This is a genomic window from Aeromonas australiensis (genome assembly GCF_000819725.1).
Lineage (GTDB): Bacteria > Pseudomonadota > Gammaproteobacteria > Enterobacterales > Aeromonadaceae > Aeromonas > Aeromonas australiensis.
In genome coordinates this window covers 63,076-88,706 of sequence record NZ_CDDH01000015.1, presented here as the reverse complement: position 1 = coordinate 88,706, position 25,631 = coordinate 63,076, and the positions used below count along the sequence as shown (strand labels likewise).

Annotated in this window: 27 protein-coding genes; 12 read left to right on the top strand and 15 right to left on the bottom strand. The window is 59.1% G+C overall.

Annotation, left to right across the window (positions count from 1 at the left end; all coding sequences use genetic code 11):
- Positions 1–183 precede the first annotated feature (183 nt).
- Both lplA and BN1117_RS03230 read left to right on the top strand, forming a co-directional pair.
- Positions 184–1,200, top strand: coding sequence for a lipoate--protein ligase (gene lplA / locus BN1117_RS03235; RefSeq protein ID WP_040094819.1), 1,017 nt, complete (start codon positions 184–186; stop codon positions 1,198–1,200).
- 219 nt (positions 1,201–1,419) lie between these two features.
- Complete coding sequence (locus tag BN1117_RS03230) at positions 1,420–3,114, top strand: pyridoxal phosphate-dependent decarboxylase family protein (RefSeq protein WP_040094818.1); 1,695 nt, start codon at positions 1,420–1,422, stop codon at positions 3,112–3,114.
- 144 nt (positions 3,115–3,258) lie between these two features.
- Here BN1117_RS03230 and BN1117_RS03225 read toward each other — a convergent pair whose 3' ends face one another.
- The 3 genes from BN1117_RS03225 to yiaY form a co-directional block, all read right to left on the bottom strand.
- Complete coding sequence (locus tag BN1117_RS03225) at positions 3,259–3,888, bottom strand: NAD(P)H-binding protein (RefSeq protein WP_040094817.1); 630 nt, start codon at positions 3,886–3,888, stop codon at positions 3,259–3,261.
- Between the two features lie 183 nt (positions 3,889–4,071).
- The gene (gene bamE, locus BN1117_RS03220; RefSeq protein ID WP_040094816.1) at positions 4,072–4,410 is read right to left on the bottom strand and encodes an outer membrane protein assembly factor BamE; all 339 of its coding nucleotides are present in this window, start codon (positions 4,408–4,410) and stop codon (positions 4,072–4,074) included.
- 138 nt (positions 4,411–4,548) lie between these two features.
- Complete coding sequence (gene yiaY, locus BN1117_RS03215; protein ID WP_040094815.1) at positions 4,549–5,700, bottom strand: L-threonine dehydrogenase; 1,152 nt, start codon at positions 5,698–5,700, stop codon at positions 4,549–4,551.
- Positions 5,701–6,083: 383 nt separating this feature from the next.
- Between yiaY and udp the strand changes: the two genes are divergently transcribed.
- Positions 6,084–6,839: a uridine phosphorylase gene (udp, locus tag BN1117_RS03210; RefSeq protein ID WP_005344336.1), complete on the top strand. Its 756-nt coding sequence runs from the start codon at positions 6,084–6,086 to the stop codon at positions 6,837–6,839.
- Between the two features lie 154 nt (positions 6,840–6,993).
- On the opposite strand, the gene BN1117_RS03205 is transcribed toward udp, so the two are convergent.
- A complete protein-coding gene (locus BN1117_RS03205) occupies positions 6,994–7,689 on the bottom strand; it encodes an RluA family pseudouridine synthase (protein ID WP_156129858.1) in 696 nt (231 codons plus the stop codon).
- Positions 7,690–7,944: 255 nt separating this feature from the next.
- Here BN1117_RS03205 and rihA point away from each other — a divergent pair, with 255 nt between their 5' ends.
- On the top strand, positions 7,945–8,880 hold the full coding sequence (rihA, locus tag BN1117_RS03200; RefSeq protein WP_040094813.1) for a pyrimidine-specific ribonucleoside hydrolase RihA: 936 nt from the start codon (positions 7,945–7,947) through the stop codon (positions 8,878–8,880).
- A gap of 33 nt (positions 8,881–8,913) precedes the next feature.
- Entirely contained in the window at positions 8,914–9,384 is a 471-nt protein-coding gene (locus BN1117_RS03195; protein ID WP_040094812.1) for a hypothetical protein, read from the top strand.
- Between the two features lie 100 nt (positions 9,385–9,484).
- On the opposite strand, the gene BN1117_RS03190 is transcribed toward BN1117_RS03195, so the two are convergent.
- Together BN1117_RS03190 and BN1117_RS03185 are read right to left on the bottom strand one after the other, a co-directional pair.
- Positions 9,485–9,781, bottom strand: a complete 297-nt coding sequence (locus BN1117_RS03190) for a winged helix-turn-helix domain-containing protein (RefSeq protein ID WP_040094811.1) — start codon at positions 9,779–9,781, stop codon at positions 9,485–9,487.
- Entirely contained in the window at positions 9,778–10,308 is a 531-nt protein-coding gene (locus BN1117_RS03185; protein ID WP_005337948.1) for a DUF1523 family protein, read from the bottom strand. Before BN1117_RS03185 ends, BN1117_RS03190 begins: the two co-directional genes overlap by 4 nt.
- Before the next feature lie 378 nt (positions 10,309–10,686).
- Here BN1117_RS03185 and BN1117_RS03180 point away from each other — a divergent pair, with 378 nt between their 5' ends.
- A complete protein-coding gene (locus tag BN1117_RS03180; protein WP_040094810.1) occupies positions 10,687–11,319 on the top strand; it encodes a LysE family translocator in 633 nt (210 codons plus the stop codon).
- Positions 11,320–11,391: 72 nt separating this feature from the next.
- Here BN1117_RS03180 and BN1117_RS03175 read toward each other — a convergent pair whose 3' ends face one another.
- From BN1117_RS03175 to BN1117_RS03150, 7 genes are all read right to left on the bottom strand, one after another.
- Complete coding sequence (locus tag BN1117_RS03175; RefSeq protein ID WP_040094809.1) at positions 11,392–12,600, bottom strand: cation:proton antiporter; 1,209 nt, start codon at positions 12,598–12,600, stop codon at positions 11,392–11,394.
- Positions 12,601–12,713: 113 nt separating this feature from the next.
- The gene (locus tag BN1117_RS03170) at positions 12,714–13,817 is read right to left on the bottom strand and encodes a beta-N-acetylglucosaminidase domain-containing protein (protein WP_040094808.1); all 1,104 of its coding nucleotides are present in this window, start codon (positions 13,815–13,817) and stop codon (positions 12,714–12,716) included.
- A 44-nt stretch (positions 13,818–13,861) separates the two neighbouring features.
- Positions 13,862–15,589 (bottom strand): potassium/proton antiporter, encoded by a 1,728-nt coding sequence (locus BN1117_RS03165; RefSeq protein WP_040094807.1) that lies wholly within the window; start codon positions 15,587–15,589, stop codon positions 13,862–13,864.
- Positions 15,590–15,851: 262 nt separating this feature from the next.
- Entirely contained in the window at positions 15,852–15,998 is a 147-nt protein-coding gene (locus BN1117_RS19330) for a hypothetical protein (RefSeq protein ID WP_156129854.1), read from the bottom strand.
- Positions 15,995–16,684 (bottom strand): M15 family metallopeptidase, encoded by a 690-nt coding sequence (locus BN1117_RS03160; protein WP_040094806.1) that lies wholly within the window; start codon positions 16,682–16,684, stop codon positions 15,995–15,997. Before BN1117_RS03160 ends, BN1117_RS19330 begins: the two co-directional genes overlap by 4 nt.
- A complete protein-coding gene (gene dapE, locus BN1117_RS03155; protein WP_040094805.1) occupies positions 16,681–17,808 on the bottom strand; it encodes a succinyl-diaminopimelate desuccinylase in 1,128 nt (375 codons plus the stop codon). Before dapE ends, BN1117_RS03160 begins: the two co-directional genes overlap by 4 nt.
- A 19-nt stretch (positions 17,809–17,827) precedes the next feature.
- Entirely contained in the window at positions 17,828–18,178 is a 351-nt protein-coding gene (locus tag BN1117_RS03150) for an ArsC family reductase (RefSeq protein WP_005344356.1), read from the bottom strand.
- Positions 18,179–18,355: 177 nt separating this feature from the next.
- Between BN1117_RS03150 and BN1117_RS03145 the strand changes: the two genes are divergently transcribed.
- The 4 genes from BN1117_RS03145 (at position 18,356) to BN1117_RS03130 (ending at position 20,347) form a co-directional block, all read left to right on the top strand.
- Positions 18,356–18,727: a recombinase family protein gene (locus BN1117_RS03145; protein ID WP_052441401.1), complete on the top strand. Its 372-nt coding sequence runs from the start codon at positions 18,356–18,358 to the stop codon at positions 18,725–18,727.
- A gap of 106 nt (positions 18,728–18,833) precedes the next feature.
- Positions 18,834–19,418, top strand: coding sequence for a hypothetical protein (locus BN1117_RS19325; RefSeq protein ID WP_156129853.1), 585 nt, complete (start codon positions 18,834–18,836; stop codon positions 19,416–19,418).
- 57 nt (positions 19,419–19,475) lie between these two features.
- Positions 19,476–19,763: a CFI-box-CTERM domain-containing protein gene (locus BN1117_RS20010; RefSeq protein WP_425283247.1), complete on the top strand. Its 288-nt coding sequence runs from the start codon at positions 19,476–19,478 to the stop codon at positions 19,761–19,763.
- Positions 19,760–20,347: a CFI-box-CTERM domain-containing protein gene (locus tag BN1117_RS03130; RefSeq protein ID WP_040094802.1), complete on the top strand. Its 588-nt coding sequence runs from the start codon at positions 19,760–19,762 to the stop codon at positions 20,345–20,347. The genes BN1117_RS20010 and BN1117_RS03130 overlap by 4 nt, the downstream gene beginning before the upstream one ends.
- A gap of 381 nt (positions 20,348–20,728) precedes the next feature.
- On the opposite strand, the gene BN1117_RS03125 is transcribed toward BN1117_RS03130, so the two are convergent.
- Positions 20,729–21,043 (bottom strand): hypothetical protein, encoded by a 315-nt coding sequence (locus BN1117_RS03125; protein ID WP_040094801.1) that lies wholly within the window; start codon positions 21,041–21,043, stop codon positions 20,729–20,731.
- Between the two features lie 285 nt (positions 21,044–21,328).
- Between BN1117_RS03125 and dcuC the strand changes: the two genes are divergently transcribed.
- Together dcuC and BN1117_RS03115 are read left to right on the top strand one after the other, a co-directional pair.
- Complete coding sequence (dcuC, locus tag BN1117_RS03120; RefSeq protein ID WP_040094800.1) at positions 21,329–22,705, top strand: C4-dicarboxylate transporter DcuC; 1,377 nt, start codon at positions 21,329–21,331, stop codon at positions 22,703–22,705.
- An 84-nt stretch (positions 22,706–22,789) separates the two neighbouring features.
- Positions 22,790–23,929 (top strand): M20 family metallopeptidase, encoded by a 1,140-nt coding sequence (locus BN1117_RS03115; RefSeq protein WP_040094799.1) that lies wholly within the window; start codon positions 22,790–22,792, stop codon positions 23,927–23,929.
- Between the two features lie 214 nt (positions 23,930–24,143).
- Here BN1117_RS03115 and BN1117_RS03110 read toward each other — a convergent pair whose 3' ends face one another.
- A complete protein-coding gene (locus BN1117_RS03110) occupies positions 24,144–25,487 on the bottom strand; it encodes an anaerobic C4-dicarboxylate transporter (RefSeq protein WP_040094798.1) in 1,344 nt (447 codons plus the stop codon).
- Between the last annotated feature and the right edge of the window lie 144 nt (positions 25,488–25,631).

Here is a 25,631-nt window from a genome sequence, read left to right as displayed (position 1 = left end):
GACTGCATTTTTTCCGTGGTTGCACGTCAAGCTGTGTCGTTATATCAATAGATACTTTTATGAGGCGGTCAGGTGTGACCCAAATGTATCGCGGCTGCTGCGCACCGGTTAATGTGCGACTGCTCAGTGATGGTACCCCGTCAGTGTTATCATGCTGCCCCCAGTTCCGGATAAGGTCTTTTTATGTCCCGCTTGTGTCTGCTTGTCTCCGACTCTCACGATCCCCTGTTCAATCTGGCCGTTGAGGAGTGCATTTTCCGCCAGATGGACCCCGGCCAGCGGGTGCTGTTCCTCTGGCGCAACGCCAATACCGTGGTGATCGGCCGGGCCCAGAACCCGTGGAAGGAGTGCAATACCCGCCGCATGGAAGAGGATGGGGTCACCCTGGCCCGCCGCAGCAGTGGCGGTGGCGCCGTGTTCCACGACCTTGGCAACAGCTGTTTCACCTTTATGGCGGGCAAGCCGGAGTATGACAAGAGTGTCTCCACCGCCATCGTGCTGAACGGGCTCAAGGGATTGGGGATCGAGGCGTTTGCCTCCGGTCGCAACGATCTGCTGGTGGCGACCCCGGACGGGGAGCGCAAGGTATCGGGGTCGGCTTACAGGGAGACTCTGGATCGCGGGTTCCACCACGGCACCCTGCTGCTGGATGCCGATCTCGGCCGCCTTGCCAACTACCTCAACCCCGACCCCAAGAAACTGGCGGCCAAGGGGATCAACTCGGTGCGCAGCCGGGTGGCCAACCTGTGCGAACTGCTGGCGGGGATCGACCATCAACAGGTGAGCGAGGCCCTTGCCGAAGCCTTCTTCCACCACTATGGCGCGCGAGTTGAGCCCGAGCATATCTCCCCCGAGCAGATGCCCGATCTGCCCGGTTTTGCCGAGACCTTCGCTCGCCAGCGCAGCTGGGAGTGGAACTATGGCCATGCTCCGGCGTTCAGCCATCTGCTGGAGGAGCGGTTCAGCTGGGGCGGGGTGGAGCTGCACTTTGATGTGGCGAAAGGGGTCATCACCCGGGCGCAGCTCTTTAGCGATACTCTGGAGCCGGCCCCGTTTGATCTGCTGGCGACCGAACTGGCGGGCTGCGGCTATCGACCGGACGCCGTCGCCGCGCGCCTGCAGCCCTGGTTGGCGGCCTTTCCGCAGCAGCAGGTCGAGCTGGTGGAGTTTATCCGGTGGCTGTTGGCTGCCCTGCGTTGAGGGGGGCGCTGTGCTGATGGCGGTCCGTTAGTGCGTTGTCAGCCAGGATGGGAGCAAGATCACGAAATATAAAGAGGCGCCAGAAAGGCGCCTTTTTGCCAGCCCTTGTCATGGCTGATACATGACAAAAAGTAGGGTAGGCCATTAGATATTGTCACTGTCGGCCCTGCTGACACAGGGGTATAACGGCCGCACATTTGCTGTACTAATGGTATAAAAATGAGTGACTTAGTTTATCTTCAAGACGAAAGTGTCAATGCCGTCCACCCCGATTTCTCTGCCCGTTTCGCCACCGTCAAAGCCAACTTTTTCTCGCGCAATCCCGATCTCTGGCCGGTCTTTCGTGAACCCGGATTTGCCACCCTCAACGAATTTCGGGCCCGTGGCCTGGCCCCCGATGCCCGCCTGAACGCCTGGCCTGATGGCCGTGCCCGCTTGACCGATCTCTGCGAGACCATGCCGGTGCCTGCCCCCATGCGCACCCCTGGCGAACCGATGGCCGAGCTGCTCTTTGCCGCTGCTCTATCGAAGGATTGGGAGAACCCCGCCAGCGTCGAGAACGTCATCACCATGTCGGCGGATCCCGCCATCTACGGCGCCCAGCTGGGCATTCTGGCCAACCCCAATCTGGTCTACTCCGAATACGCCGGGGTGGCCGAGGAGCTGGAGAAGAAGGTGGTGCGCCAGATTGCGCTGCTGGCAGGTTACGACCCGGCTCGCGCCACCGGCATCTTCACCCAGGGGGGGACCTTCTGTAACCTCTACGGCTATTTGCTCGGCATTCGCAAAAGCTTGCCCGATGCCAAGCACAAGGGGCTCGGCCACTATCAGGATTATCGCATTATCAACTCTCAGGGCGGTCACTACTCCAACATCACCAACCTCTCCCTGCTCGGGGTCGACATCGAGAACAAGACCATTCGCATTCAGGTGGGTGAGAACAATGACATCGATCTCGACCACCTCGAGCGCACCCTGACCGCCTGTTTTGCCCTGAAACACGTGGTGCCGACCATCATGCTCACCATGGGCACCACCGACACCTTCGGGGTGGATCAGGTGAAACCCGTGTTCGAGCTGCGCAATCGCCTCTGCGAGCAGTTTGAGGTGGTGGTCAAGCCCCATATCCACGTCGACGCAGCCATCGGCTGGTCGATGATCTTCTTCCTCGATTACGACTTTGCCGCCAACCCGCTCGCCATCAACAGCGCCACTCTGGCGGGGATTGAGCGCAACGTGGCACGCTTTGCCGAGCTCAAATATGCCGACTCCTTTACCGTCGACTTCCAGAAGTGGGGCTATGTGCCCTACACCTCCAGTCTGGTGATGATCAAGGAGCAGGATGACCTCAAGGCGATGGAGAATGACCCGGAGAACTTCTCCTACTTCGAGCGGGACATTCAGGGCCAGACCCACCTGCAATCCACCATCGAGTGCTCCCGTGGTGCGAGCGGTCTGTTCGGTGCCTATGCGGCGCTCAACTACATGGGGGTCGAGGGGTATCGCACCGTGCTGGCCCACTGCCTGCAAAATGCCAACTACTTCCGCTTCCGGTTAAGCCAGCTCGGCAACGTCAAGCTGGTGGCGCAGGAGAATCAGGGGCCGAGTGTCGGCTTCAAGATCTACAATCCCGAGTGGGTGAGCGATCCGGAGGCCGAGTTCGCCTTCGAGCTGGCCCGCTCCAGCGATCCTGCCTACAAGGCGCGACTGCAGCGCAATACCGACTATCACCGCAGCCTGTTCAAGGGGCGCGGCAAGGTGGGGCTCTACACCAACTGGGTGGAGGCGGTGGCCCACTCCGACTATGACGCCCGCGGCAAATACTCTTACATCGCCGGGGAGAAGGCTGTCTTTATGAACCCCGCCTGCACCCGCGAGCAGATCGACGCTTTTATCGACCATATTCGCGGCTGACGGATGTGGCCCTGACAGCTGAGCGTGGCCTGTGATGGCAAAAGGCGGTCAGGGTACCTCGCCAACAGATAAACAAAGGGCAAGCCAATTGGCTTGCCCTGCTGTTTATGCGGCTCTGTGCGTAAGTAGTGGGGAAGGGCGGGTTCAGAGGGCCAGCAACTGCTCGTTTTCGACAATCTCGCACCCGGCGGGCAGTTTCGAGAGGGCGATCATGGCGCGGGCCACCTGACGGGCCTCGATGGCGCGCCAGCGGGTGAGCTTGCCCACCAGCAGCGGCCGAAACAGCGGGTAGATAGTCTGAAAGATCTGCTCGGAGAGGCGTGGTGGCTGGCGATCCCCCAGCAGCATGGCGGGCCGCACGATGGCGAGCCGTGGCCAGGATTGGGCCAGCAGGGCCTGCTCCATCTTTCCCTTAGTACGCGGATAGAGAGCCGGGGACGATGCGCTGGCTCCCATGCTCGAGACCACGATAAGGCGTTGACAGCCGTGGCGGCGGGCCAGTTCGGCAAAGGCGACCACATAGTCGAGATCGACCCGGCGAAACGCCTCGGCAGAGCCCGCCTCCTTGCGGGTGGTGCCGAGGGCACAGAAGGCGATATCGACCGGGCGGGAGAGGGTGACGCTGGCCAGATCATCAAAATCGACCGGTAGCCAGTGGTGTGCCTCCTTGCCCTGCTTGCGACAGAGCAGGGTCAGTTCATGTTCGGCAGGCAGTTGCTGCACCAGTTCGCGACCGATCAGGCCGCTGGCTCCGGCAATCAGGATCCGGCTCATGGGGATGCTCCCTGTGTTATTTGATGGTGTTGATGCCATGGTGGCTGCTCATCAGCATCAGCCAATTTGCAGGCAGCTGCAATGGGAAGAGATGACACAGGATTCCCAGACAGGATCACGGGCAGGATAGATAGTGCAGGGCTGGATAAAACAAAACCGGCGCGAGGCCGGTTTTGCGGGATATCAGAGCGGGGTATTGAAGGCGGCTGGCAGCGGGAAGTCCCCCGTCACCGTGGTGAGCCTGTCATTGGCAAAGGTCACAGTGAGCTCTTTACGCTCTTTCTGGCCTCGGCCCGGCTGGAACTCATAGAGGTAGTACCAGCTGTTGGGGTCAAAGCCGTCACGCAGCATAGGGGTCCCCAGCACATAGCTGACCTGCTCGCGGGTCATCCCCTGGCGCAGTTTGTCGACCTGTTTTTGTTCCACATAGTTGCCCTGGGGAATATCGATACGATAGACCAGGCTGCAACCGGAGAGGGTGAGGGCGGTCAAGGCCGCGGCAATCAGCTGTTTCATCCGCATATCGAGTTCAGATCATCCATTCAAGTCTTTTTACGCTGGCCGAATCATACCGACTCCCTCCACGGAAGTAAAAAGCCATTGATCCATCAGCCAATAAAAAGGGTCGCACTGCGACCCTTATGGGCAATCCGGCAGCCGTTACATCGCCGCGCGGAAGATGGCGACGATCTCGTCGTGGCTCGCCTGTTTCGGGTTGGTGAAGCCGCAGGCATCTTTCAGGGCGTTGCTGGCCAGGGTATCGAAGTCATCGGCCTTGACGCCGAGCTGCTCCAGACCGGCCGGGATCTTCACATCCAGCGCCAGCTGCTTGATGGCGGCAATGGCAGCGGCGGCGCCCTGCTCGTCGTTCATGGCGCTCACATCCACCCCCATGTAGCGGGCCACATCTTTCAGACGAGCCGCGCTCACCTGGGCGTTGAACGCCTGAACATGGGGTAGCAGCACGGCGTTGCAGACACCATGGGGCAGGTCATAGAAACCGCCCAGCTGGTGGGCCATGGCGTGCACGTAGCCCAGGCTTGCGTTGTTGAAGGCCATGCCGGCCAGGAACTGGGCATAGGCCATCTGCTCGCGGGCGTGCAGGTCATCGCCCTGGTGAACGGCGGTGCGCAGGTGCTTGGCAATCAGCTCGATGGCCATCACGGCGCTGGCATCGGTTACCGGGGTGGCGATGGTGGAGACATAGGCCTCGATGGCGTGGGTCAGGGCATCCATACCGGTGGCGGCGGTGAGACCGGCCGGCTTGGCCAGCATCAGCTCGGGATCGTTGACCGACATCAGCGGGGTAACGTGCTTGTCGATGATGGCCATTTTCACGTGGCGCGCTTCGTCGGTGATGATGCAGAAGCGGGTCATCTCGGAGGCGGTACCGGCGGTGGTGTTGATGGCGATAAGCGGCAGTTGCGGCTTGGCGGAGCGATCCACCCCTTCGTAATCCTTGATGCTGCCTCCGTTGGCGGCCACCAGCGCAATGCCCTTGGCGCAGTCGTGGGGCGAGCCGCCACCCAGCGAGATGACGCAGTCGCAGCCGTTGGCCTTGATCATCGCCAGACCCGCTTCAACGTTGTTGGTGGTGGGGTTGGGTTTGGTCTCATCGAAAACCACGCTCTCAATGCCATGTTCAGCCAACAGGGTGGTGAGCTTGGCGACCACGCCGATCTGATTGAGAATTTTGTCGGTGACGATCAACGCCTTGCCATAGCCATAACCCTTGATATCGGCGGCAGCCTCTTGCAGACAGCCGGCACCCATCAGGTTGATGGCCGGAATATAGAACTTGAATGTCGCCATGATGTACTCCCTGTTAGTTAGCCATTAAGTGGTATCTTTGGGACAGACTAGCACTTTAAAAGGGATACAAAAGCATCTTGTTTACAACTTTACGGAGTCGATCACGAGTCGTTAATTCAGCGCTGAACCGGGCTTGACTTTCTCGCGTCGGGCCCGGCAGGTGGAAAAACGTTTGTTAATTATTTCATTGGCTTAGCAAACGTTTTGCGTGTGATTTGTGGCTGTCAATGCATGGAAATGTGAGGCGCTTCAAGGAATTGGCCCGCGCTTTCGACCATAGTTGGCGCCTCCCCAAAGAGGGGGGTAAAGGCTTGAAAGTACCATAAAGAATCATCTTAACTTGCGCCCTGACCATGCTGGCAGGGGGCAACCAGGAGTCCACTATGTCTGATGTATTTCACTTGGGTTTGAAGAAAGCGGATCTGCAAGGCGCCACCCTGGCGATCGTCCCCGGTGACCCCGAGCGCGTGAAGCGTATCGCAGAGCTGTTGGATAACCCGGTGCACCTGGCCAGCCATCGTGAATTCACTACCTGGCGCGGCGAGATGGACGGCAAGGCCGTGATCATCTGCTCTACCGGTATCGGTGGCCCGTCCACCTCCATCGCGGTAGAAGAGCTGGCCCAGCTGGGTATCAACACTTTCCTGCGTATCGGCACCACCGGCGCCATCCAGCCGCACCTGAACGTGGGTGATGTGATCGTGACCACCGGTTCCGTGCGCCTCGACGGTGCCAGCCTGCACTTTGCACCCATGGAGTTCCCGGCGGTTGCCGACTTCGACTGCACCACCGCGCTGGTCAACACCGCCAAAGAGATGGGCTCCAAGCTGCATATCGGTGTGACTGCCTCATCTGACACCTTCTACCCGGGTCAGGAGCGTTACGACACCGTATCCGGCCGCGTAGTGAGCCGTTTCCAGGGTTCCATGAAAGAGTGGCAAGCCATGGGCGTGCTGAACTATGAGATGGAGTCCGCAACCCTGCTGACCATGTGCTCCAGCCAGGGCCTGCGTGCCGGTATGGTGGCTGGCGTTATCGTCAACCGTACCCAGCAAGAGATCCCGAACGCCGAGACCATGGCGAAGACCGAATCTGATGCCATCAAGATCGTACTGGGCGCTGCCCGCAAGCTGATCTGATAGCACCACTAAGAGTGGGGGGTGGGGGCCGTTGCGAAAGCGCGGCCCCTATCTTTATCCGCCGTTTGTCCCTTTTCTTCTCGCGTCACGCCTTTCTCTATTCCCGCCGCACTCGCGTCTATTGCCATCTACTGACGGCCTCTACTGATTGCTCCTAAAAAGGCGCGGCACAGCGGATCTGCATCGGCTCGCCGCTCACCGGATGAGCAAAATCCAGCTCGCTGGCATGCAGCATCAGCCGTGGTGCCTGTTCGCAGCCGGGTGGCAGCAAGCCACCATAGAGATCGCAGCCGAGAATGGGGTGGCCCAGCAGCTGGCTGTGGATGCGCAGCTGATGGGTGCGGCCGGTCTGTGGCACCAGTCGTACCCGGGTCAAAGGCACGGTCTGTCCCTGCATCAGCGGTTCCAGCCGCTCAATCACCTGATAGCGGGAGCGGGCGGGTTTGCCGCTGGTGGCGCAGATCTTCATCAGCGGGAAAATGGCCGGATCCTTGGCGATGGGGGCATCGATAAGCCCTTCATCACTAGCCAGATGACCGCACAGCAGGGCGCTGTAGGCCTTGCTCACCGCCCGCTGGCTGAACTGCTGGCAGAGCAGGGCATTGATGGTCTTGTTTTTGGCCACCACCATGATGCCCGAGGTACCAAAATCGAGGCGATGGACCAGGGTGCAGCCGGGGTAATCCTGCACCAAGCGATAGTGAACCGAGTCGAGGTTCTGCGGGTTCTTGCCCGACAGACTCAGCAGGCCGCTCGGCTTGTTGATAAGCAACAGGTGATCATCCTCAAACAGGATCTCGATGGCGGCACTGCAGGGCGGGGCGATAAAGGTGTCGACGATAACAGACATAGGACGCACGGGCAGAAAACGGGGGGCGATCATACCCGAACCGGCGCGACCGGGCTAATGGGCGGTGCGCAGCCTCGGAAAATGAACGGGATGACGCCATGCAACCTCTTGATAATGAGCCGCGTTGAGCGAGACGGTATAAAGTGCAAACCGCCCTGGTCAGCAACAAGGCGCCGTTTTGTGACCCCCTCCCGAGTTCATCCGACACTTGCTTGTTAAGGTATGGCTCCCTGTTATGTTGTAAGGAGTCATCCCATGGTACTGCCCGTTATTCTCGATTGTGATCCCGGCCACGACGACGCCATCGCCCTGATTCTGGCGCTGGCCAGCCCTGAACTGAAGGTGCTGGCGGTCACCACCAGCGCGGGCAACCAGACACCGGACAAGACCCTCAACAATGCCCTGCGCATCCTCACCCTGCTGGGGCGGGACGATATTCCGGTGGCGGCAGGGGCGCCGAAACCGCTGGCCCGCGAGCTGATTATCGCCGACAACGTCCATGGCGAGTCGGGCCTCGATGGCCCCACACTGCCGGATCCCGCCTTTGCACCGCAAGCCATGACGGCCCTTGAGCTGATGGCCAAGTGCCTGCGCGAGAGCCCGGAGCCGGTGACTCTGGTGCCGACCGGCCCGCTCACCAATATCGCCCTGCTGCTGGCGGCCCACCCCGAGCTCAAACTCAAGATCGCTCGTATCGTGCTGATGGGGGGCGCCGCAGGGGCCGGCAACTGGACCCCGGCTGCGGAATTCAATATTTATGTGGACCCACAAGCGGCCGATATGGTGTTCAAGTCGGGCATCCCCATCACCATGTGTGGCCTTGATGTGACCCACGAGGCGCAGGTGATGGATGAGGATATCGAACGGGTGCGCGCCATCACCAATCCGGTGGCCCAGTGCGTGGCCGGGCTGCTCGACTTTTTCATGATCTACCATCGGGATCCCAAGTGGGGATTTGCTGGTGCACCACTGCACGACCCCTGTACCATTGCCTGGTTGCTGGCGCCCGAGCTGTTCCACGGGGTCGAGTGCCGGGTCGATATCGAAACCAGTGGCGAGCATACCGTGGGGATGACGGTGGTGGACCGTTATGGTCTGACCGGCAAGCCAGCCAATGCGCTGGTATTGTTGGGGTTGGATCGTCCGGGCTTTATAGAACTGCTGGTGACGCGGCTGCGGGCCTTTGACTGATCGCCGATTCATTTTGGCAAGAAGGGGCGGGGAATGTGGAAGAGAGGCTTGGTGCTGCTGGCCGGGTTGCAACTGACGGGGTGCGCGACGCCATTTGAGCGGATGTGGCAGGGGCTGGCGACTTGCGATTTTAACGATCTTTACATCGATGGTGAGACGGGGCGGCCAGCCAATCTGCAGCTGGCTAATTACACCCCCTACAAGGTGAGCGACGGCTTTGCCTGGTACAAGGTGCACGAGGAGCTGCACGGCCTGCCGGTGGTCGGCTTTATCGTGCCTGCCGCAAGCTTCGAAGTGCATGCCCTGTTTGTCGATACCCCCATCGCCAACGCCCGCCGGTTGACCCATAACGCCTACGGCAGCGAGTTTAGCGACGAGCAGATGCACAACGAGGGCTCAGCCCCTCTGCTTTTGCGCGATCCCAACAACCCCAAGCGCTCCATCATCGACTGCACCCGCGGCGAGTCTGACGGGGAGCTTGAGGATTCGGTCATGCCTGAGTAGGGCAACCTGTCATGCTATCGGTCTGAAATAGAGGGGCCAGCCTTGCCGGCTGGCCCCTCTTTAGTTTAAAGCAGAGTGTGATTGCAGAGCGGTTCCCGGATCAGGGATAGCTCAGCGCCGCTTTGATAAGCGGCAGCTGTGCCTTGATCCAGGTCGGGTTGATGGGCCCCCAGTCGCTGATGCGGTAGTGTCCCTGCAGGTGGCGAGCCCCCTCGGTCTGCTCGAAGGCGCAGCTGATGTCGAGCTCGGCCAGCGCGCTCAGGGTATCTTGCGCGGTGCGGCGCGGCATGCCGGTCGCCTCCATGATGGCAGGTACCGTATCCGTGCCCTGGCTGATCAGCCAGGCCACGTAGAGCCGCCGGTAGAAGCTGGTGCGGGTCTTGCTCGGCTCGCTCATATCTCGTCCTCAAGACGATCGAAGTAGCGCCAGGTCGCAATGGCTGCCTTGCCCATCACCAGGGCCCAGAGGCCGAACCAGAACCAGCGGAAGAAGCTCCAGGTGGAGGCGTCAGGCTCTGTGCTCTCAATCTTGGTGACGTTGGGGAACATGGAGAACATGTTCACGCGCCAGCCGTAGGAAGTAATGATGGCCAGGCGTTTCTCGAACTCCATGGACTTGGCCTTGGCTTGGACGTCGGCGGCGTTGAACTTGAAGTAGAAGGGCCAGCCCCACTCGGTATCTTCATTGCGAAACACCCGGATCTTCTCGCCGGGGCGCTCGGTGTAGATGTAATAGACGTCGGTGGTGGGGCCGTCAGCCGGGTTTTTCTGGCTGATGGGGCCATCCTTGTCGGTACGCTTCACCTCGACCCCGGTGATGGTGGCGATGGTGTGCTCCGGCAGGTAGTAGTCGAGCCAGGCGGCGGAAATAAGGGCGATGAGCCCCAGGGCGATAAAAGCGGGTTTCTTGAATCTCAGGCTCATGGTGTGCTCACGTGAGGGGAAGTGACGTGCCTCTACCATACCGATATTTGACAGGGTAGCCCAGCCCCTTATGGCACCAACGGCCAAAAAATGGCGTTTAAAACAGCGACTTCGCATCAATCTTCCCCTTTTTTGCGGTACCTAAGGTCCGGAGGGCGTGAGTAGGTAATGGTCGGGTGGGCGGTGAGCAGGTCGGTTGGCATAATGTGTCGCTTTAGCCCGGCGATGCGACTTGAAGCTTGGGAATGTTTTCGCTTGTCGTTACTGGGTTGGCAAGGCAAGATTGCCATCCCCCGGAGTCTTGCCCAATTGCAGCGGTGTGCTGTTATCTGTGTGTTCCGGTTGCGTTGTTATCTGCCATTGCCATGGAGGTGTGTTGTGTCAAGCTGGATCGATCCGGCCATTCTGGCTCTGTTTATCCCGACCTTTTTCTTTGTCTCGGTGACCCCCGGCATGTGCATGACCCTGTCGATGACCCTGGGAATGAGCCTGGGGGTGCGCCGTACCCTCCATATGATGTGGGGGGAGCTTATCGGGGTCGGGTTGGTCTCGGTACTGTCGGTGATCGGGGTAGCCACCATCATGCTCAACTATCCGGGGATCTTTGCCGCCTTCAAATATGTGGGGGGCGCCTATCTGGTGTGGCTCGGCATTCAGATGTGGCAGGCCAAGGGGAAGATGGCCATTGTGGCGGATCTCTCGGCCAGTCAGCAGACCAGTGCCATGGGGCTGGCGGTGCAGGGCTTTGTGACCGCCATTGCCAACCCCAAGGGGTGGGCCTTTATGGTCTCGCTGTTGCCACCGTTTATTTCGGCCAGCAAGCCGATGGCGCCGCAGATCTCCGCGCTGGTGCTGCTGATTTTGTTTATCGAATTCTCCTGCCTGCTGCTCTATGCCAGTGGTGGCCGTACTCTGCGTCACTTCCTTGCCAAAAGTGGCAATGTTGCCCTGATGAACCGCATCGCCGGGACTCTGATGCTGGGGGTGGGGGTCTGGCTGGCGCTCGGTTAAAAGCCGTCAGTGACCCGCACCAGACAAGAAAAATGCCACCGGTCGGTGGCATTTTTATGGGTGCGGCTTGGCTCAGCGGGGTTTAAAACGTTCGACCCAGGGGTTGGCGGTGAGACCGTGCAGGATGACGCTCAATATGATGGTGCAGAGTACGGTGGCGATGATGGGACGCTGGCCGCTCAGCGCCGGTTCGTTTTGCAGCACCATCACCGCAAAGACGATACTGGCCAGACCCCGCGGCCCGAACCAGCCGATAAAGAGCTTGAGCTCAGGCTTGAGGCCGGTACCCATGAGGCTGAGCCAGACTGGCACCATCCGCAACAGGGTGAGGCTGGCGGCGGCATAGAGCCAGTATTGCCAGTGCAGCAGCTCCGGCAGGATGGGCATCAGGGTCGCGCCAAACACCATCCAGATCACCACCGAGAGCAGGTCGCCATAGCCTTCGCAGCTATTCATATAGGCGTGCTTGTGCTCGCCGAGCCGGTGGCCGATAAAGAGACCGCCGACAAAAGCAGCGATAAAGCCGCTGCCACCCAGGGTCTGGGCCAGGGCAAAGCAGAGCAACGCCAGCCCCGGCATGGTGAGCTGACGCCAGAGCGGCAGTTGCCAGCCGTTGAGATAGGAGATCTTCAGCAGCCGGATGGTGAGGCTGGTCAGCACAAAGGCGACCAGCAGACCAATGCCGATCTCCTCCAGCATCAGGGTGAGGGCAAGGGTAGCGGTGCCGGTGTGTTGCTCGGTGGGGGCGATAAGGGCCAGCAGCAGAAGCAGCACCGGCACACAGATGCCATCGTTGAGGCCGCTCTCCTGATTGAGCCCCTCTCGTAGTGGTGCCGGTACAGCGGGGTTGCTCACCACAGCCTTGCCGAGCGCCGCATCAGTGGGGGCAAGAATGGTGGCGAGGATAGCCATCTCCAGCAGCGGCAGGTCGGGGAAGAGCCAGTGACCAAACAGGGCGCCACAGGCCAAGGTGAGGGGCAGGCCAATCAGTAGCAGCCGGATCGGGAGCTGCCTGTTGGCCAGCAGCACCTGCCAGTTGGTGTTGGCGGCATCGTTGAACAGCACGATAACCAGGGTCAGCTCGGCCAGCAGCTTGATGCCGGCGCTGTCGATGGAGAGGGAGAGCAGCTCCAGTCCGCCAGGCCCCAGCAGCCAGCCGGTCAGCAGAAACAGCAGGGGGCCGTTGACCAGTTTTGATTCGAAGCGCCCCGCGATCAGGCTGTAGATCAGCAAGAAGGCGCCGATCACCGCCAGATTCTGGTAAAGCAGATGTGTATCCATACCAGCTCCCTTGAAACCAGCCTGTCAGGGCTATTGCACGACCAGCTTGGGTCCGGGCTGCGTCCATCACGCCAGCCGAGACAGACTCTAACGCTCCCCGCCTGGCGATTCAATCAATCAGTCAGACAGTCGGGGTCGAATACATATTCGCCATTCAGCCAGCGCACGATTTCGTCGACGCAGGATTGGTCGCGAAACGGCAGATAGCGCGCCTTGAGGGCGGCAATCTGCTCTGGGATGAGCTGGGCCAGCCCCAGATCCTGCAACAGCGGCAGGTCAGCCTCGATCATCGCCGAGATCTGTGGGCCGCAGGTGGCATTAAGGGCGGCGTGCAGCGCCTGATCGGGATCATACTGTTTGCCGAGCCGGTAGCTCATCGGCAGGGTGGCCAGCGGCAGGGCGGAGAGCGCCGCCTGCTTCATCGGGTTGACCGCGTGGCCGGATACCAGCTCCGCCAGCTCGGCAGGGCGATTCTCGAAGGCGCGCAGGTGCAGGTAGCTGCTCGCCTTGCTGCCATCGTTGACCGGGTAGTTGTCCCACAGGAAGGGCTTGCGGCCGAGCAGTTCGGCCACCTGCTTGAGATGTACCGCCGGATATTCGGTCGAGCAGACCTTGGGGCCGGTCCAGAAGATCTCGAAGCGGCGGTCGAGCTGCGCGCCAAGATCCGTGAGATAGCGGGGGGGCATGGTACCAAACACCTTCTCCAGCACCGGATCGGTCGAGTAGTAGCTGGGGCAGAAGAGGAGGCGGCTCGCCTTGCTGTGAGCCGCGATATCGTGGGCGATGGTGAGCTGGTGATGGGCCAGATCCGGGGTATCCCCCTTCATGTCATCGAACAGTACCGCCAGAATATCGGGCTGCAGCGCCTCGTCGATAAGACGCACTTTTTCAAGCAGTGCCGGGCGCTGCCGCTCATAGTCGTGATGCGCCCCCATGGGGCTCAAGCCCACCCCGAAGGCGAGGCCATTGGCGCGGCACTGGCGCGCCAGCTCGGCGAGATCGGCCAACTGCTGTTCGGGCCAGGGGAGGGCCCAGTGCTTGCGCAGATAGCCATCCTCTTTCGGGGCGTAGATATAGAAGCCGTAACCGTGGCGCGGCAGCCACTGGGCATAGCGGGTACGGGCCTGCCAGCTCCATCCCTTGCCAAAAAAGCCTTCAATGACCCCCAGATTGGCAGCGGGGGGCAGCTGGCCTGACAACAAACTCTGATATGGCATAACACTCTCCCTTCTTGCTTGGGGACGTGTGGTGGTCTGATGAATCAGACCGGGTCCTCTTCCTGAAAGCGCACCCCAATCTTGCTCGGCACGCTTTCGTCCATTTCGGCCACGGTCCAGATCAGGCCCTGCCATTCGATGTTGTCACCGACCACCAGATTATCGCCTAACTGGTTGGCAATAAAATCGCCCAGTGTCTGATCCGCTACCTCGCTCACATCCAGCCCGTAGAGGGGGGCGAGGTCGACCAGCCGCGCTGCCGCCTCCAGCAGAAAATCACCGAAGAAGCGGGGGCCGAGGTCTTGCTCCGGCGCCTGACTGAACAGCTGGCCAAGGGCGGGGAGGTCCCGTTCATGACCGATCACGCAGAGGATGTCATCGGCCTGCAGACAGGTACTGCCCGAGGGGTGGAGCAGCTCGCGGCCGCGAAACAGGGCGCATACCCGGGTACCGTCGGGCATCTTGAGATCCCGCAGCGGTGAACCGATGCACCACTTCTCCGCCCCCAGCTGGTAGACGAAAGTCTCCCATTGGCTGTCGAGATCGATCTCGAGCCCTGAACGGTTGATGGGGGACGGTGGTGCCGGTACTTCCACCCGTGCCAGTTTTGATGCCAGCGGCAGCGAGCTGCCCTGCAAAATCAGCGAGACCAGCACCACAAAGAAGGCGACGTTGAAGTAGAGCTGGGCGTTGGGTAGCCCCGCCATCATGGGGAACACCGCCAGAATGATCGGCACGGCGCCACGCAGGCCAACCCAGGAGATAAACCAGCGCTCGCGCGGCGCGAAGTTTTTGAATGGCAGCAGCCCGATCCAGACCGAAATGGGGCGAGCGAACAGGATCATCCACATCGCCAGTGCCAGCGCGGGCAGGGCGATGGGTAGCAGATTGCTGGGGGTGGCGAGCAGCCCCAGCACCAGAAACATGCCGATTTGGCTGAGCCAGGTCAGGCCATCCAGTACCGACAAGGTGGTACTGCGGCTGCGCAGGGCGAGGTTGCCGAGCAACAGACCGGTAAGATAGATGGCAAGAATGCCGCTGCCACCGACCGCCGTGGTGAGGGCAAAAATGAGCAGGCCGCCGCTGACGGTGAGCAGCGGATAGAGACCGGGAGCCAGCCGCGCACTGTTGATAAGCTTCCACAGTAACCAACCGCCGCCGAGGCCAATTGCTGCACCAAGGCCGAATTGCTTGAGCAGTTGCAACAGCAGAAAGCCCCCATCCAGCCCCTGCTGGGCGGTGGCGAGCACCTCGATCAGGGTAACGGTGAGAAACACCGCCATGGGGTCGTTGCTGCCTGACTCTATCTCCAGAGTGGCGCTCACCCGTTCGTTGAGGCTGCGTCCACCGAGCAGGGAGAAGACCGCCGCCGCATCGGTGGAGCCGACGATAGCCCCGATCAGCATCCCCTGCAGCAGGTTGAGGTCAAACAGCCAGGCGGCGGCGAGGCCGGTCAGAGCGGTAGTGATGGCCACCCCGACCGTCGCCAGCGACAAGGCAGGCCAGAGTGCAACCCGAAACGAAGAGACCCGGGTGCGCATGCCGCCGTCGAGCAGAATGATGGCCAGCGCCAGGTTACCCACCAGATAGGCAACGGAGTAGTCGGCAAAGTGAATGCCACCGGGGCCATCCTCACCGGCCAGCATGCCGACGGCGAGGAAGATAAGCAGAATAGGGATACCGAGGCGGGAAGAGAGGGTGCTGAGCAGTACGCTGGCCCCCACCAACAGGGCAGCGACAAAAAAGAAACTGTTGATGGTAGCGGCATCCAAGGGCGAACTCCTTCCCGGCAATCTGCAAAGTAGGCGCATTATATGCAGTTAAGCCCCCCTTGTGTGGCTTATTTGTGCATCAATTTGCACTTTCTTACATTTTTAATCCCTTTTCCCCGCATGGTTGCGCGTGACGGGGCTAACGAAAACAGAGTCAAAGGAGCGTTGATTTAAGGATTGGCAGGGAGGCGGTGGGAGGAGGAGTGACACGGCGTCAGTCAAGGGGAGCACAAGGGTGCTCCCCACGGGAGGAGGCGGGATGTCAGTCGTCCTCGTCATCCTTCACTTCGCGGATCTTGTCCTTGTACTTGGGCAGCTCCTTTTCCAGTCGTTTCATGTCTTTGATGGCATTGAGAAACAGCCCGAGCAGGAAGAGCAGCGGCAACCCTATCCAGAGCCAGAGATTCATGGGATTGTCCTTTCGTCAGGAGAGGTGGTGACATAACGGGTCAAGATGTCATCAAGGTTGGCCAATATGGTCGACTTGCCTTCAATATCCGCCTGTTGCAGGCACAGCGCCAGTGCCGCGGGATCGAGTCGCAGCTCGTCAGACTCCAGCGAGAAGCTGATATGCCAGGGCTCGTAGGCGACCCCGATCGCGGCCCCGACCGGTTTGGCATAAGGGAGGAAGAAGCCAAAGTCGCTCATATGGTCGCTGAGCCATTCGCTGAGGTCTGCAAACCAGCCCCCGGCTTCATACTCCCACGGCTCCAGCGCCAGTTTGGTATCGGCGGGCAGACAGTCGGGGTCGTAGATGTCGAGATCGGTCCCCCAGTGGTGCCGGCTGGTGCCTGGCAGGGCGCTCCAGCGCAGGATGGCGTGCAGCCGCTCTGTCTCGCCCAGTTGCAGGGCATCGATGGGCTGGCTGTTGGCATCGAGCAGCGGCCGCTCGCCGCGCCACTTGCCATTCCAGATGGCGAGCTGGCGCTCGAAGCTGCGCCAGCTGGAGGCTGCCTGCAGGTTGAACCCCTCATAGGCGGCCGCCACCTGCATGTCGTTGAAGGCCGCCGCGGTGGCGGCAGTCAGCCGATGGGGGCCGCGCCCCACCAGAATTAGGTGGCTCTCATCGAGCCCCAGCAGTTGCTCCTGCGTCATGCTAGCAATCTCTCCAGCACCCCTTGGTACATGTCCGCCAGCAGATCCAGATCGTCCTCCTTCACGCACTCGTTCACCTTGTGAATGGTGGCGTTGACGGGGCCAAGTTCAATCACCTCGGCGCCAGTGGGGGCGATAAAGCGCCCGTCGGAGGTGCCGCCGGTGGTGAGCAGGGCTGGCTGCTGGCCATTGACCGCCTCGATGGCCGCCACAGCCGCATCGAGCAGCGCGCCGGTGTCGGTGAGGAATGGCTGGCCGGAGAGGGTCCAGCTCAGCTGATAATCGAGGCGATGTTTATCCAGCAGCGCTTCGACCCGCTCACGGATATCCATGTCGGTCAGTTCGGTGCTGAAGCGGAAGTTGAACTGCACCTGCAACTCGCCCGGAATGACGTTGGATGCACCGGTGCCGGCCGATATGTTGGCGATCTGGAAGCTGGTGGGGGGGAAGTAGGCGTTACCCTCATCCCACTCGGTGGCAGCGAGTTCCGCCAGCGCTGGCGCGGCTTTGTGAATGGGGTTATCCGCCAGATGGGGATAAGCCACATGGCCCTGCACCCCGCGTACCAGCAGATCGCCGGTGATGGAGCCGCGGCGGCCATTCTTCACCACATCCCCGACCACGGCGGTGGAGGAGGGCTCGCCGACGATGCACCAGCGGATCTTCTCGTTGCGGGCCTCCAGGGTGTCGATCACCCGGGTGGTGCCATTGATAAAGGGTCCCTCCTCATCGGAGGTGATGAGAAAGGCGATGGACCCGGTGTGATCCGGATGTTCGGCCACGAAGCGCTCGACCGCCACCACCATGGAAGCCAGCGAGCCCTTCATGTCGGCGGCGCCGCGCCCGTAGAGCACACCATCCTTGATGGTCGGCTCGAACGGCGGGGTGTGCCATTTGTCCAGCGGCCCGGCGGGCACCACGTCGGTGTGGCCGGCGAAGCAGAACAGTGGCCCCTCGCTGCCACGGCGGGCCCAGAGGTTGGTGGTGTCCTCAAACACCATGGGCTCGATAACGAATCCGATCCTGGCGAGGCGCTCCGCCATCAGGGTCTGGCACCCTTCATCGAGGGGGGTAACGGAGGGGCGGCGGATCAGCTCCTTGGCCAGTGCGATGACATCCGACATCAGTTGTCCTTAGTTGTCCTTAACGGGAGAAGAGGGATTGGTAGTGATCAGCCTTGAAACCCAGGGTCAGTTCGCCGTCACGATCCAGCAGCGGGCGCTTGATCATCGCCGGGTGTTCCAGCAGCAGGGCGCGCGCCTTGGCGGTGTCGAGCCCCTGTTTGGCCTCGTCCGGCAGGGCGCGGAAGGTGGTGCCGCGGCTGTTGAGCAGCGCTTCCCAGCCGAGTTGTGCCAGCCAGCTGTCCAGATCGTCCGGGTTCAGGCCGTCGGCGCGGTGGTCGTGAAAGCGGTAGTCGATACCGGCCTCATCCAGCCACTTGCGGGCTTTCTTGATGGTGTCGCAGTTCTTGATGCCATAGAGGGTGATGGCCATGGGGAGTCCTTCTCTGGTGGGCGCAGGCGGTGGGCCGTGCCCGAAAATCCGAATCAACACAGTGCAAGGGCCTGATTCTGGCATTGTGGCGATCCCATGGCAACGCCGATGGTTCGGCTCGCGGGTTTTACCTGTGATAGCTGTACTTGAATTGGTCAGTACCGGAAATTGATAAAAGTGACCAAGCTTGAGTGGCTGGTTTGGAACACCCGGCACTTGCTGGAGATCACAGACCAGTTACACGCCAAAGGGGTAACATTACAGATCCAGAATCTGGGCATCGACACGGCCACACCGACAGGCAAACTGATGCTGACCATGATCGGAGCCATCGCCACGTTCGAGCGGGAAATCATGCTAGAGCGTCAGGCGGAAGGTATCGCCTTGGCGAAGACCAAGGGGGTCTACAAGGGCCGGAAGCCGACAGCGATGGATAAGCGGGACGTGGTGCTGCATCTTCTATCGCAAGGCATCGCTAAAGCATCAGTGGCAAAGCGGTTGGGTATCAGCGTGTCGAGTGTCCATCGGATAACTTGTATGTCGCTGTGATTTTGTACGTAATTTGGTAGTATTTCGCGGGGTGTTGTACTGCTTGAGTTGTGCCCCGCTGAAATTTTAATGATTTTACATATTTTATTATCGAGGGATTAGTGTAATGGGGCGGTATCGAAGTTGGCGTTATCGAAGAAGATTTGGGTCACAGACGCCATCAAAATATCGTGTTTTGATGTCATGTTTTGGAGATGCTATCACAGATATTCGTCAAGCATTCTTTAACTTTGATACCGATGCTCTTGATAGCATGCTTTCAGATTATGGTGATATGTATGGTTCATCTGCCGAGAGTTACGCTAGAAAAACTTTCCCTCTTTGGAAAAGTGGAAATACAAAACTATCTGGTCAAACAATGGAAAGGCTTGTTGAACTGGTTCCACCATACCTTTCTGCTAATCAAAGATATGACCTTCTATCAAAGGTTATACACAAGCACAAAGTGAAATGTACTACCTACAAATCTATAAGGATTAATGTAAAAGAGCCATCGTTGGGGTTCTCTGAATTGAATTCAGCGTTAGATTCTATGTCACATGATGACGTGTTGGCTCACATCCCAGAGAACGTGATGAAGGCGGCATCTTGGTTATATGATGACGATATATCTGCCGCACGTGCTATGTTAGCTCAGGCTACAAGGCTAGAGAATGAGTTGATAAAAAGCAATGCTAAAAAAGAAATTTAGTTGCTGAGGAAAACTATATCAACCGGGCAGGTTCAATCCGCAAGCTATAGTGTAACTATGCCAGCAGGTCAGCTTAATGTAGTTGCATATACACCATCTAAATGTTTCATTGCTACAGTGTGTTATGGTGAGCAGGCTTGGGAAACTCAAGTGCTACGCTATTGGAGAGACTCCCATCTGATCAATACATCTTATGGGAGGAGTTTTATAGTTTGGTATTACACCCATGGTGAGCATCTTTCTAAGATCATAGGAAAACATAAAGTTATAAAGCTATTAACTAAATCTATGGTCAGTCCATTGGTTAAGTTTGTTTATTTCTGCAATCGTAAGGAACTATCATGAGCAATGATGGCAATCTCCCCTCAAAAACACAAAGCAACTCATTGCAGTCGCTTCATGATAATGGCTTGAGGGCTGGTTCTCTTATTGATGCTGCCGTTCGTAGCCTTGATGAAGAGCAGACTAAAAACCTATTAGCAAAAGCTGCTGAAGAGGCTCTTAGGCTGGAAACAAAATCACGTGAACAAAATATGGATTATATTGCAGGAAAGAAAGTGGCTGAAGATCATATCGACACTTTCAGCATGTTAGAAAAAAGCGGTCGCTTGACACGCCAGAGTGTTACCTCAGATATAAAAACTGGGGCAGGTAACATGCGTATTGAAAGTAAGTCGGGAGCCACATGTTTCGTTGCATCTGTTGCATACGATGACCCTAATCATCCTGATGTAATGTTTTTGAGATGGTATCGTGACCATATTCTTCAGTATCATTTACTCGGTAGGGTATTCATCGCAACATATTGGAAAGTTGGTCCAAAGATCGCGAAGTTTGTAGGTAGAACGAATGTGCTTAGATCTTGGTCAAGATATGTTATTTCCATTATCGTTAAAGCCCTAAAAAATAAATGCAATAATCACTCCTAGCCTCGGCTTTTCTACTAAGAACAGCTCGCAGTTTTTGATGCCATAGAGGGTGATGGCCATGGGGAGTCCTTCTCTGGTGGGCGCAGGCGGTGGGCCGCGTCCCGAAAATCCGAATCAACACAGTGCAAGGGCCTGATTCTGGCATTGTGGCAATCCCATGGCAACGCCGATGGTCGGGAGTGAGCGGGATTCTCGTCACGGATCCCCCCTGAACGGCATGTTTGAGCTCAAGCGGATGAGCGCAGTAGCAGGTGGGCTCGATGGGAAGCGGTTATTGCAAGAGCACAACGGCTATTGCAGGGGAAAAAGAGAAAGGGCAAACGCCAGATAGCCAACACGCGCTCGCAGGCGCGTGTTGGGCGGCATCGTCAGGTACCCTAATCAGTGCAGGGTGGACCACTCATGGTCAAAGACCCGGGCGCGCTCCCAGGGTGCATCCGGCAGGCTGGAAGAGAGGCCAGTGTATTTGCCCACGTCATCCACCACGATGGCGGAGAGGATCGGCAGGTTGTTTTCGGTGCAGTACATGCGGATACGTTGCAGCAGGGTGCGCAGTTCATCCTGGCACTTTTCCAGCCCGGCCTGCTTGGCCAGTTTGGAGTAACGAATGGTAGTGCGTTCCTTTGCAGACTCGACGAGGATGTCCCACAGCTTGTAGTCGCAGGTCGAAGCACCTGCGGTGGCTTGGCTTGTCATAACTCTCTCCGGCGCGAAATGGTCGCTATATGTCGAAGCGCATCTTCGCCACTTCGGCGCTGTTATATGTTGATCCAACGCAAAAAAGAGGGGAGTCGCGTCACACAATTCCCGGATAAGGGGCGATCAAGGTTTTGCGGTAGTTGAAATGACTGAAATGTGTTTCGCTATCGACATATTGCGCTAGTTAATCACGATGATGACACCTTTCTTGATAGGGATCAAAGGCAAACTGAGGTCAGATCACTAGATTTCGCTCTTCGATAAATCTATCTGGAGTGAATATTGGAACTGTTATTCGTCTTGCTCGTTCTGGTCGCCGTGGTCTACGGCATTATCAAGGATTACAACCCGCAGGCGGTGCTGGCACTGGCGGGCATGGCCATCTTCGCCGTCGCCTATTGGCTGGGGCTACATCCCATTCTCCCCGCTGACAAGAGCACCGGCTTCGCCCTGTTCGACCTGTTCGAGGTGTTCAAGGGGATCTTCTCCTACCGCGCGGCGGGGTTGGGCCTCACCATTATGGCGGTCGCCGGCTTTGCCACCTATATGTCCCATATTGGTGCCTCCCAGGCGCTGGTGCGGGTAGCGGTCAAACCGGTGGCGAGGATCCAGTCCAGCTACCTGATGCTCTCCATCTGCTATCTGGTGGCGGTGTTCGTTTCCCTCTTCGTCACCTCTGCCACCGGCCTTGGCCTGCTGTTGATGGTCACCATGTACCCGGTGATGCGTAACCTCGGTATCAGTCCGGCCTCCGCCTGTGGCGTCATCGCCACCTCCCAGGCGTTCGAGATTGGCCCGACCCAGACCAACGCGATCTTCTCTGCCGGTCAGTCCGGCATGGATCCGACCAGCTATTTCGTTGACTACCAGATCTGGCTGGTGGCCCCCATGCTACTGGTGACAATGGTGCTGCACTTCTTCTGGCAGCGGCACTGCGATCGCAAGGAGGGGTGGGATCCAGCCCAACACCGTGGCGAGCATGCCGAGCTGGACGAGCAGGGCAGCGAGACCCTGAACGCGCCAACCTGGTACGGTCTGCTACCCATCATCCCCTTCGTGCTGATGATGACCTTCTCCAAACTGCTGGTGAGCGACATCAAGATGAGCGTAGAGGTGGCCATGCTGCTGTCGGTCTTTATCGGCATGTTGTGTGAGCTGCTGCGCAGCCGCTCGGTGCGTACCGCGTTTGCCGGTCTGTCGAGCTTCCTCGATGGCATGGGCAAGGTGTTTGGCCCAGTAGTGGCGCTCATCGTCTGTGCCGAGCTGTTTGCCGAATCTCTCAAGGCCATCGGCGCCATCGATACCCTGCTGCACTCGGCCAGCAATGCCGGGATCGGCAGCGGTCTGATGACGCTGGTGATGGTGGGCCTCATTATGGTGGCGGCGGTCATCATGGGCTCCGGTAATGCGGCGTTCCTCAGCTTCTCGACCCTGGCACCGGCGGTGGCGGCCAAGTTTGGCGTGCCGGCGGTCACCATGCTGCTGCCGATGCAGTTGGCCTCCAGTATTGGCCGTACCGTCTCTCCCATCGCTGCGGTACTGATCGCCTGTGCGGGGATCGCCAAGGTATCGCCTTTTACCGTGGTCAAGCGCACCAGCGTGCCGATGGCGGGGGCGCTGGTGACTGCGCTGACCCTCAACTATCTGCTGTTTATGTAACCGGGCAGCGGACGGCATGGGTCGTCCGCTCCCTTCATTTGGCCGTCGGACGGGAGGCTCACCCTCTCGCCTCAGGAGACGACAATGACAGATTCTCGCAACACCTTTTCCCTGGATGCCTATCTGGCGGATCTTGCTCCCCTTATCAACCTTGATTGCGGCACCCGCACCCCGGCCGGGGTAGCGAAAGTGGCCGACATCATGAGCGAGAAATATGAGGCCATCGGCTGGCAGGTGACCCGCCACCAGTTCGCTGCCGAGTGCGGCCCCTGCCTCGAGGCAACCAATGCGCCGGGAGCCGATCACTACGACGTAATGCTAGTGGGCCACATGGATACCGTCTTCCCCGAGGGGACGGCGGCCAAGCGCCCGCTGAAAATCGAAGGCAATCAAGCCTTTGGCCCCGGCGTGTCAGACATGAAGAGTGGCTTGCTCTCTATCTGGTATGCCCTCAAAGAGATGGACCCAGCGCAGTTGGCCAAGCTCAAGGTGCTGGTCTGCTACAACTGCGACGAGGAGATTGGCTCCCCCTGGTCGAAAGATTGGCTGGTGGAGAAGGCCAAACAGAGCGGCTGCGTGCTGGTGGCCGAGGCGGCGCGCCCGAGCGGGGATCTTATCAGCGCCCGCAAGGGCAACGCCAAATACCGCATCACCTTCCACGGCAAGGCGTCCCATGCCGGTTCAGCCCTCACCGAAGGGATCTCTGCCATCACCGAGCTGGCGCACTGGGTGCTGGCCATCAACGCACAGGTCAACATGACCACGGGCACCACCATGAACGTCGGCGTGGTACAGGGGGGCACCGGCGTTAACGTGGTACCGGACTTTGCCGAGGCGATCGTCGATCTGCGTTTCTGGAGCAACGAAGAGGCCGCTGCGGTACATGACCGGCTTACTTTTATGGCCAACAACCCCTTCCTCGCCGGTTGTCGGGTTGAGGTGGATCGCCAGACCTTCAAGCCGGCGATGCGCCCGAGCGGTGACACCGAGGCGCTGATGGCGCTGGTGGAGGCGGCAGCCAAAGAGGAGGGGATCCCCTTCAACTGGCTGGAGGCCGGTGGTGGCTCGGATGCCAACTTCACCGCCGCCGCGGGTGTGCCGTCCCTCGATGGTTTCGGCCCCATGGGGGGCGGTTTCCACTCGGAGGCGGAATTCCTGCTGCTGGAGAGCATCGAGCCGCGCATCCGCCTGCTGCAGCGGGTGCTGGGCAAGCTGGCGAAATAAGCCGGTTTATCCCTTATTCGGGTCGTCATGGCCCGCTCAAATCCAAACGGGAGGCTATGGCCTCCCGTTTTTTATCAGTGCTGTTTGTTGTTGAGTATCAGCAGTTCAGGCAATCGCGAGGGCTCTGATAAACAAGGGCATTTGATGCGGGAGAATAGAAAAGAACAAGCCCCCGAGCGGGGGCTTGTGGACCAGATTAAACAGCGAGTGTTGATTAAAGCAGGATGCTGGTCAGGATAAAGCCCAGGGTACAGGAGGTGATGACCCCGATCAGCCCCGGAATGATGAAGCTGTGGTTGATGATGAACTTGCCGATGCGGGTAGTGCCGGAGCGGTCGAAACCGATACAGGCCAGATCGCTCGGGTAGGTTGGCAGCACAAAATAACCGTAGCTCGCCGGCAGGAAGGCGATCAGCAGCTTGGGCTCGACACCCAGCGCCAGACCCATGGGGGCGATGGCGGTGAGGGCGGCGGCCTGGCTGTTCACCAGCTTGGAGATGAGGAACAGCACCAGGGCGTAGGTCCAGGGCTGGGCCTGTACCACATGGGCCAGGGTCTCTTTGAGTAGCGGCATGTGAGCCTGGAAGAAGGTCTCGCTCATCCATGCCACCCCGAATACGGAGAAGATGGCGACCATGCCCGCCTTGAAGACGGCGCCGTTGGCGATCTCGCCCGGTTTGACCTTGCAGCGCATCAGGATGATGGCACCGGCGATCAGCATCATCATCTGGATCACCAGGTTCATGGAGAGCGGGCCAGTTTTGTCCTTGATGGTGAACACAGGTCGCAACGCTTCGTTGGCACCGAGCAATACTACGGCAGCGATGGCGGCGAAGAAGATCCAGGTAGACCAGTAGGCCTCTTTCGGGAACTTGGTGCCCAGCAGGGTTTCACCGCCACCATAGATAAAGGCGCGCTGCTCCGGGTCTTTGAGCTTGGCCTGGAACTCTTCGTCCTTGTCCAGATCCTTGCCGCGACGCAGGCTCCACAGGGCTGCCATGACCACACCGGTAAGGGAGGAGGGGATGGCGATCATCAGAATGTCGAGCAGACCGTAAGCCTGACCGATACCGTGACCGGCCGCCAGGATGGAGACCATGGAGACCACGGCAACGGAGACCGGGGAGGCGCAGATGGCCATCTGGGAGGCAACGGAGGCGACTGCCATCGGGCGCTCGGGACGGATGTTCTTTTGCAGCGCGATGTCAGAAATGATGGGGAACATGGTGTAGACCACGTGGCCGGTACCGCACAGGAAGGTGAGGGTCCAGGTGGTGAGTGGTGCCAGGATTGTGATGTATTGCGGGTGACGGCGCAGCAGACGCTCGGCCACCTGCATCATCAGGTTGAGGCCACCGGCAGTCTGCAGAGTGGCTGCGCAACCGATCACCGCCAGAATAGTCAGCATCACCTGCACCGGCGGTTCGCCCGGTACCAGACCGAAGACGAAGGTCAGCAGGAACAGACCGATACCACTGATGAGACCGAGTCCCATGCCCCCAAAGCGGGTACCCAGCAGCAAGCAGCCGAGTACCACCAAAAATTCCATCAAGATCATTCCGTTACCTCGTGTGATTCAACCCATATTGCCGCGGGCAGCCTGAACCATGAATTGTCATTGTTTGTTTTATTTAGCCCAAAAGGGTTAGGCGCTATTCTGCTCCTCCGTATAGGTGAAAAAATTGAGTTACTTCAATAACTC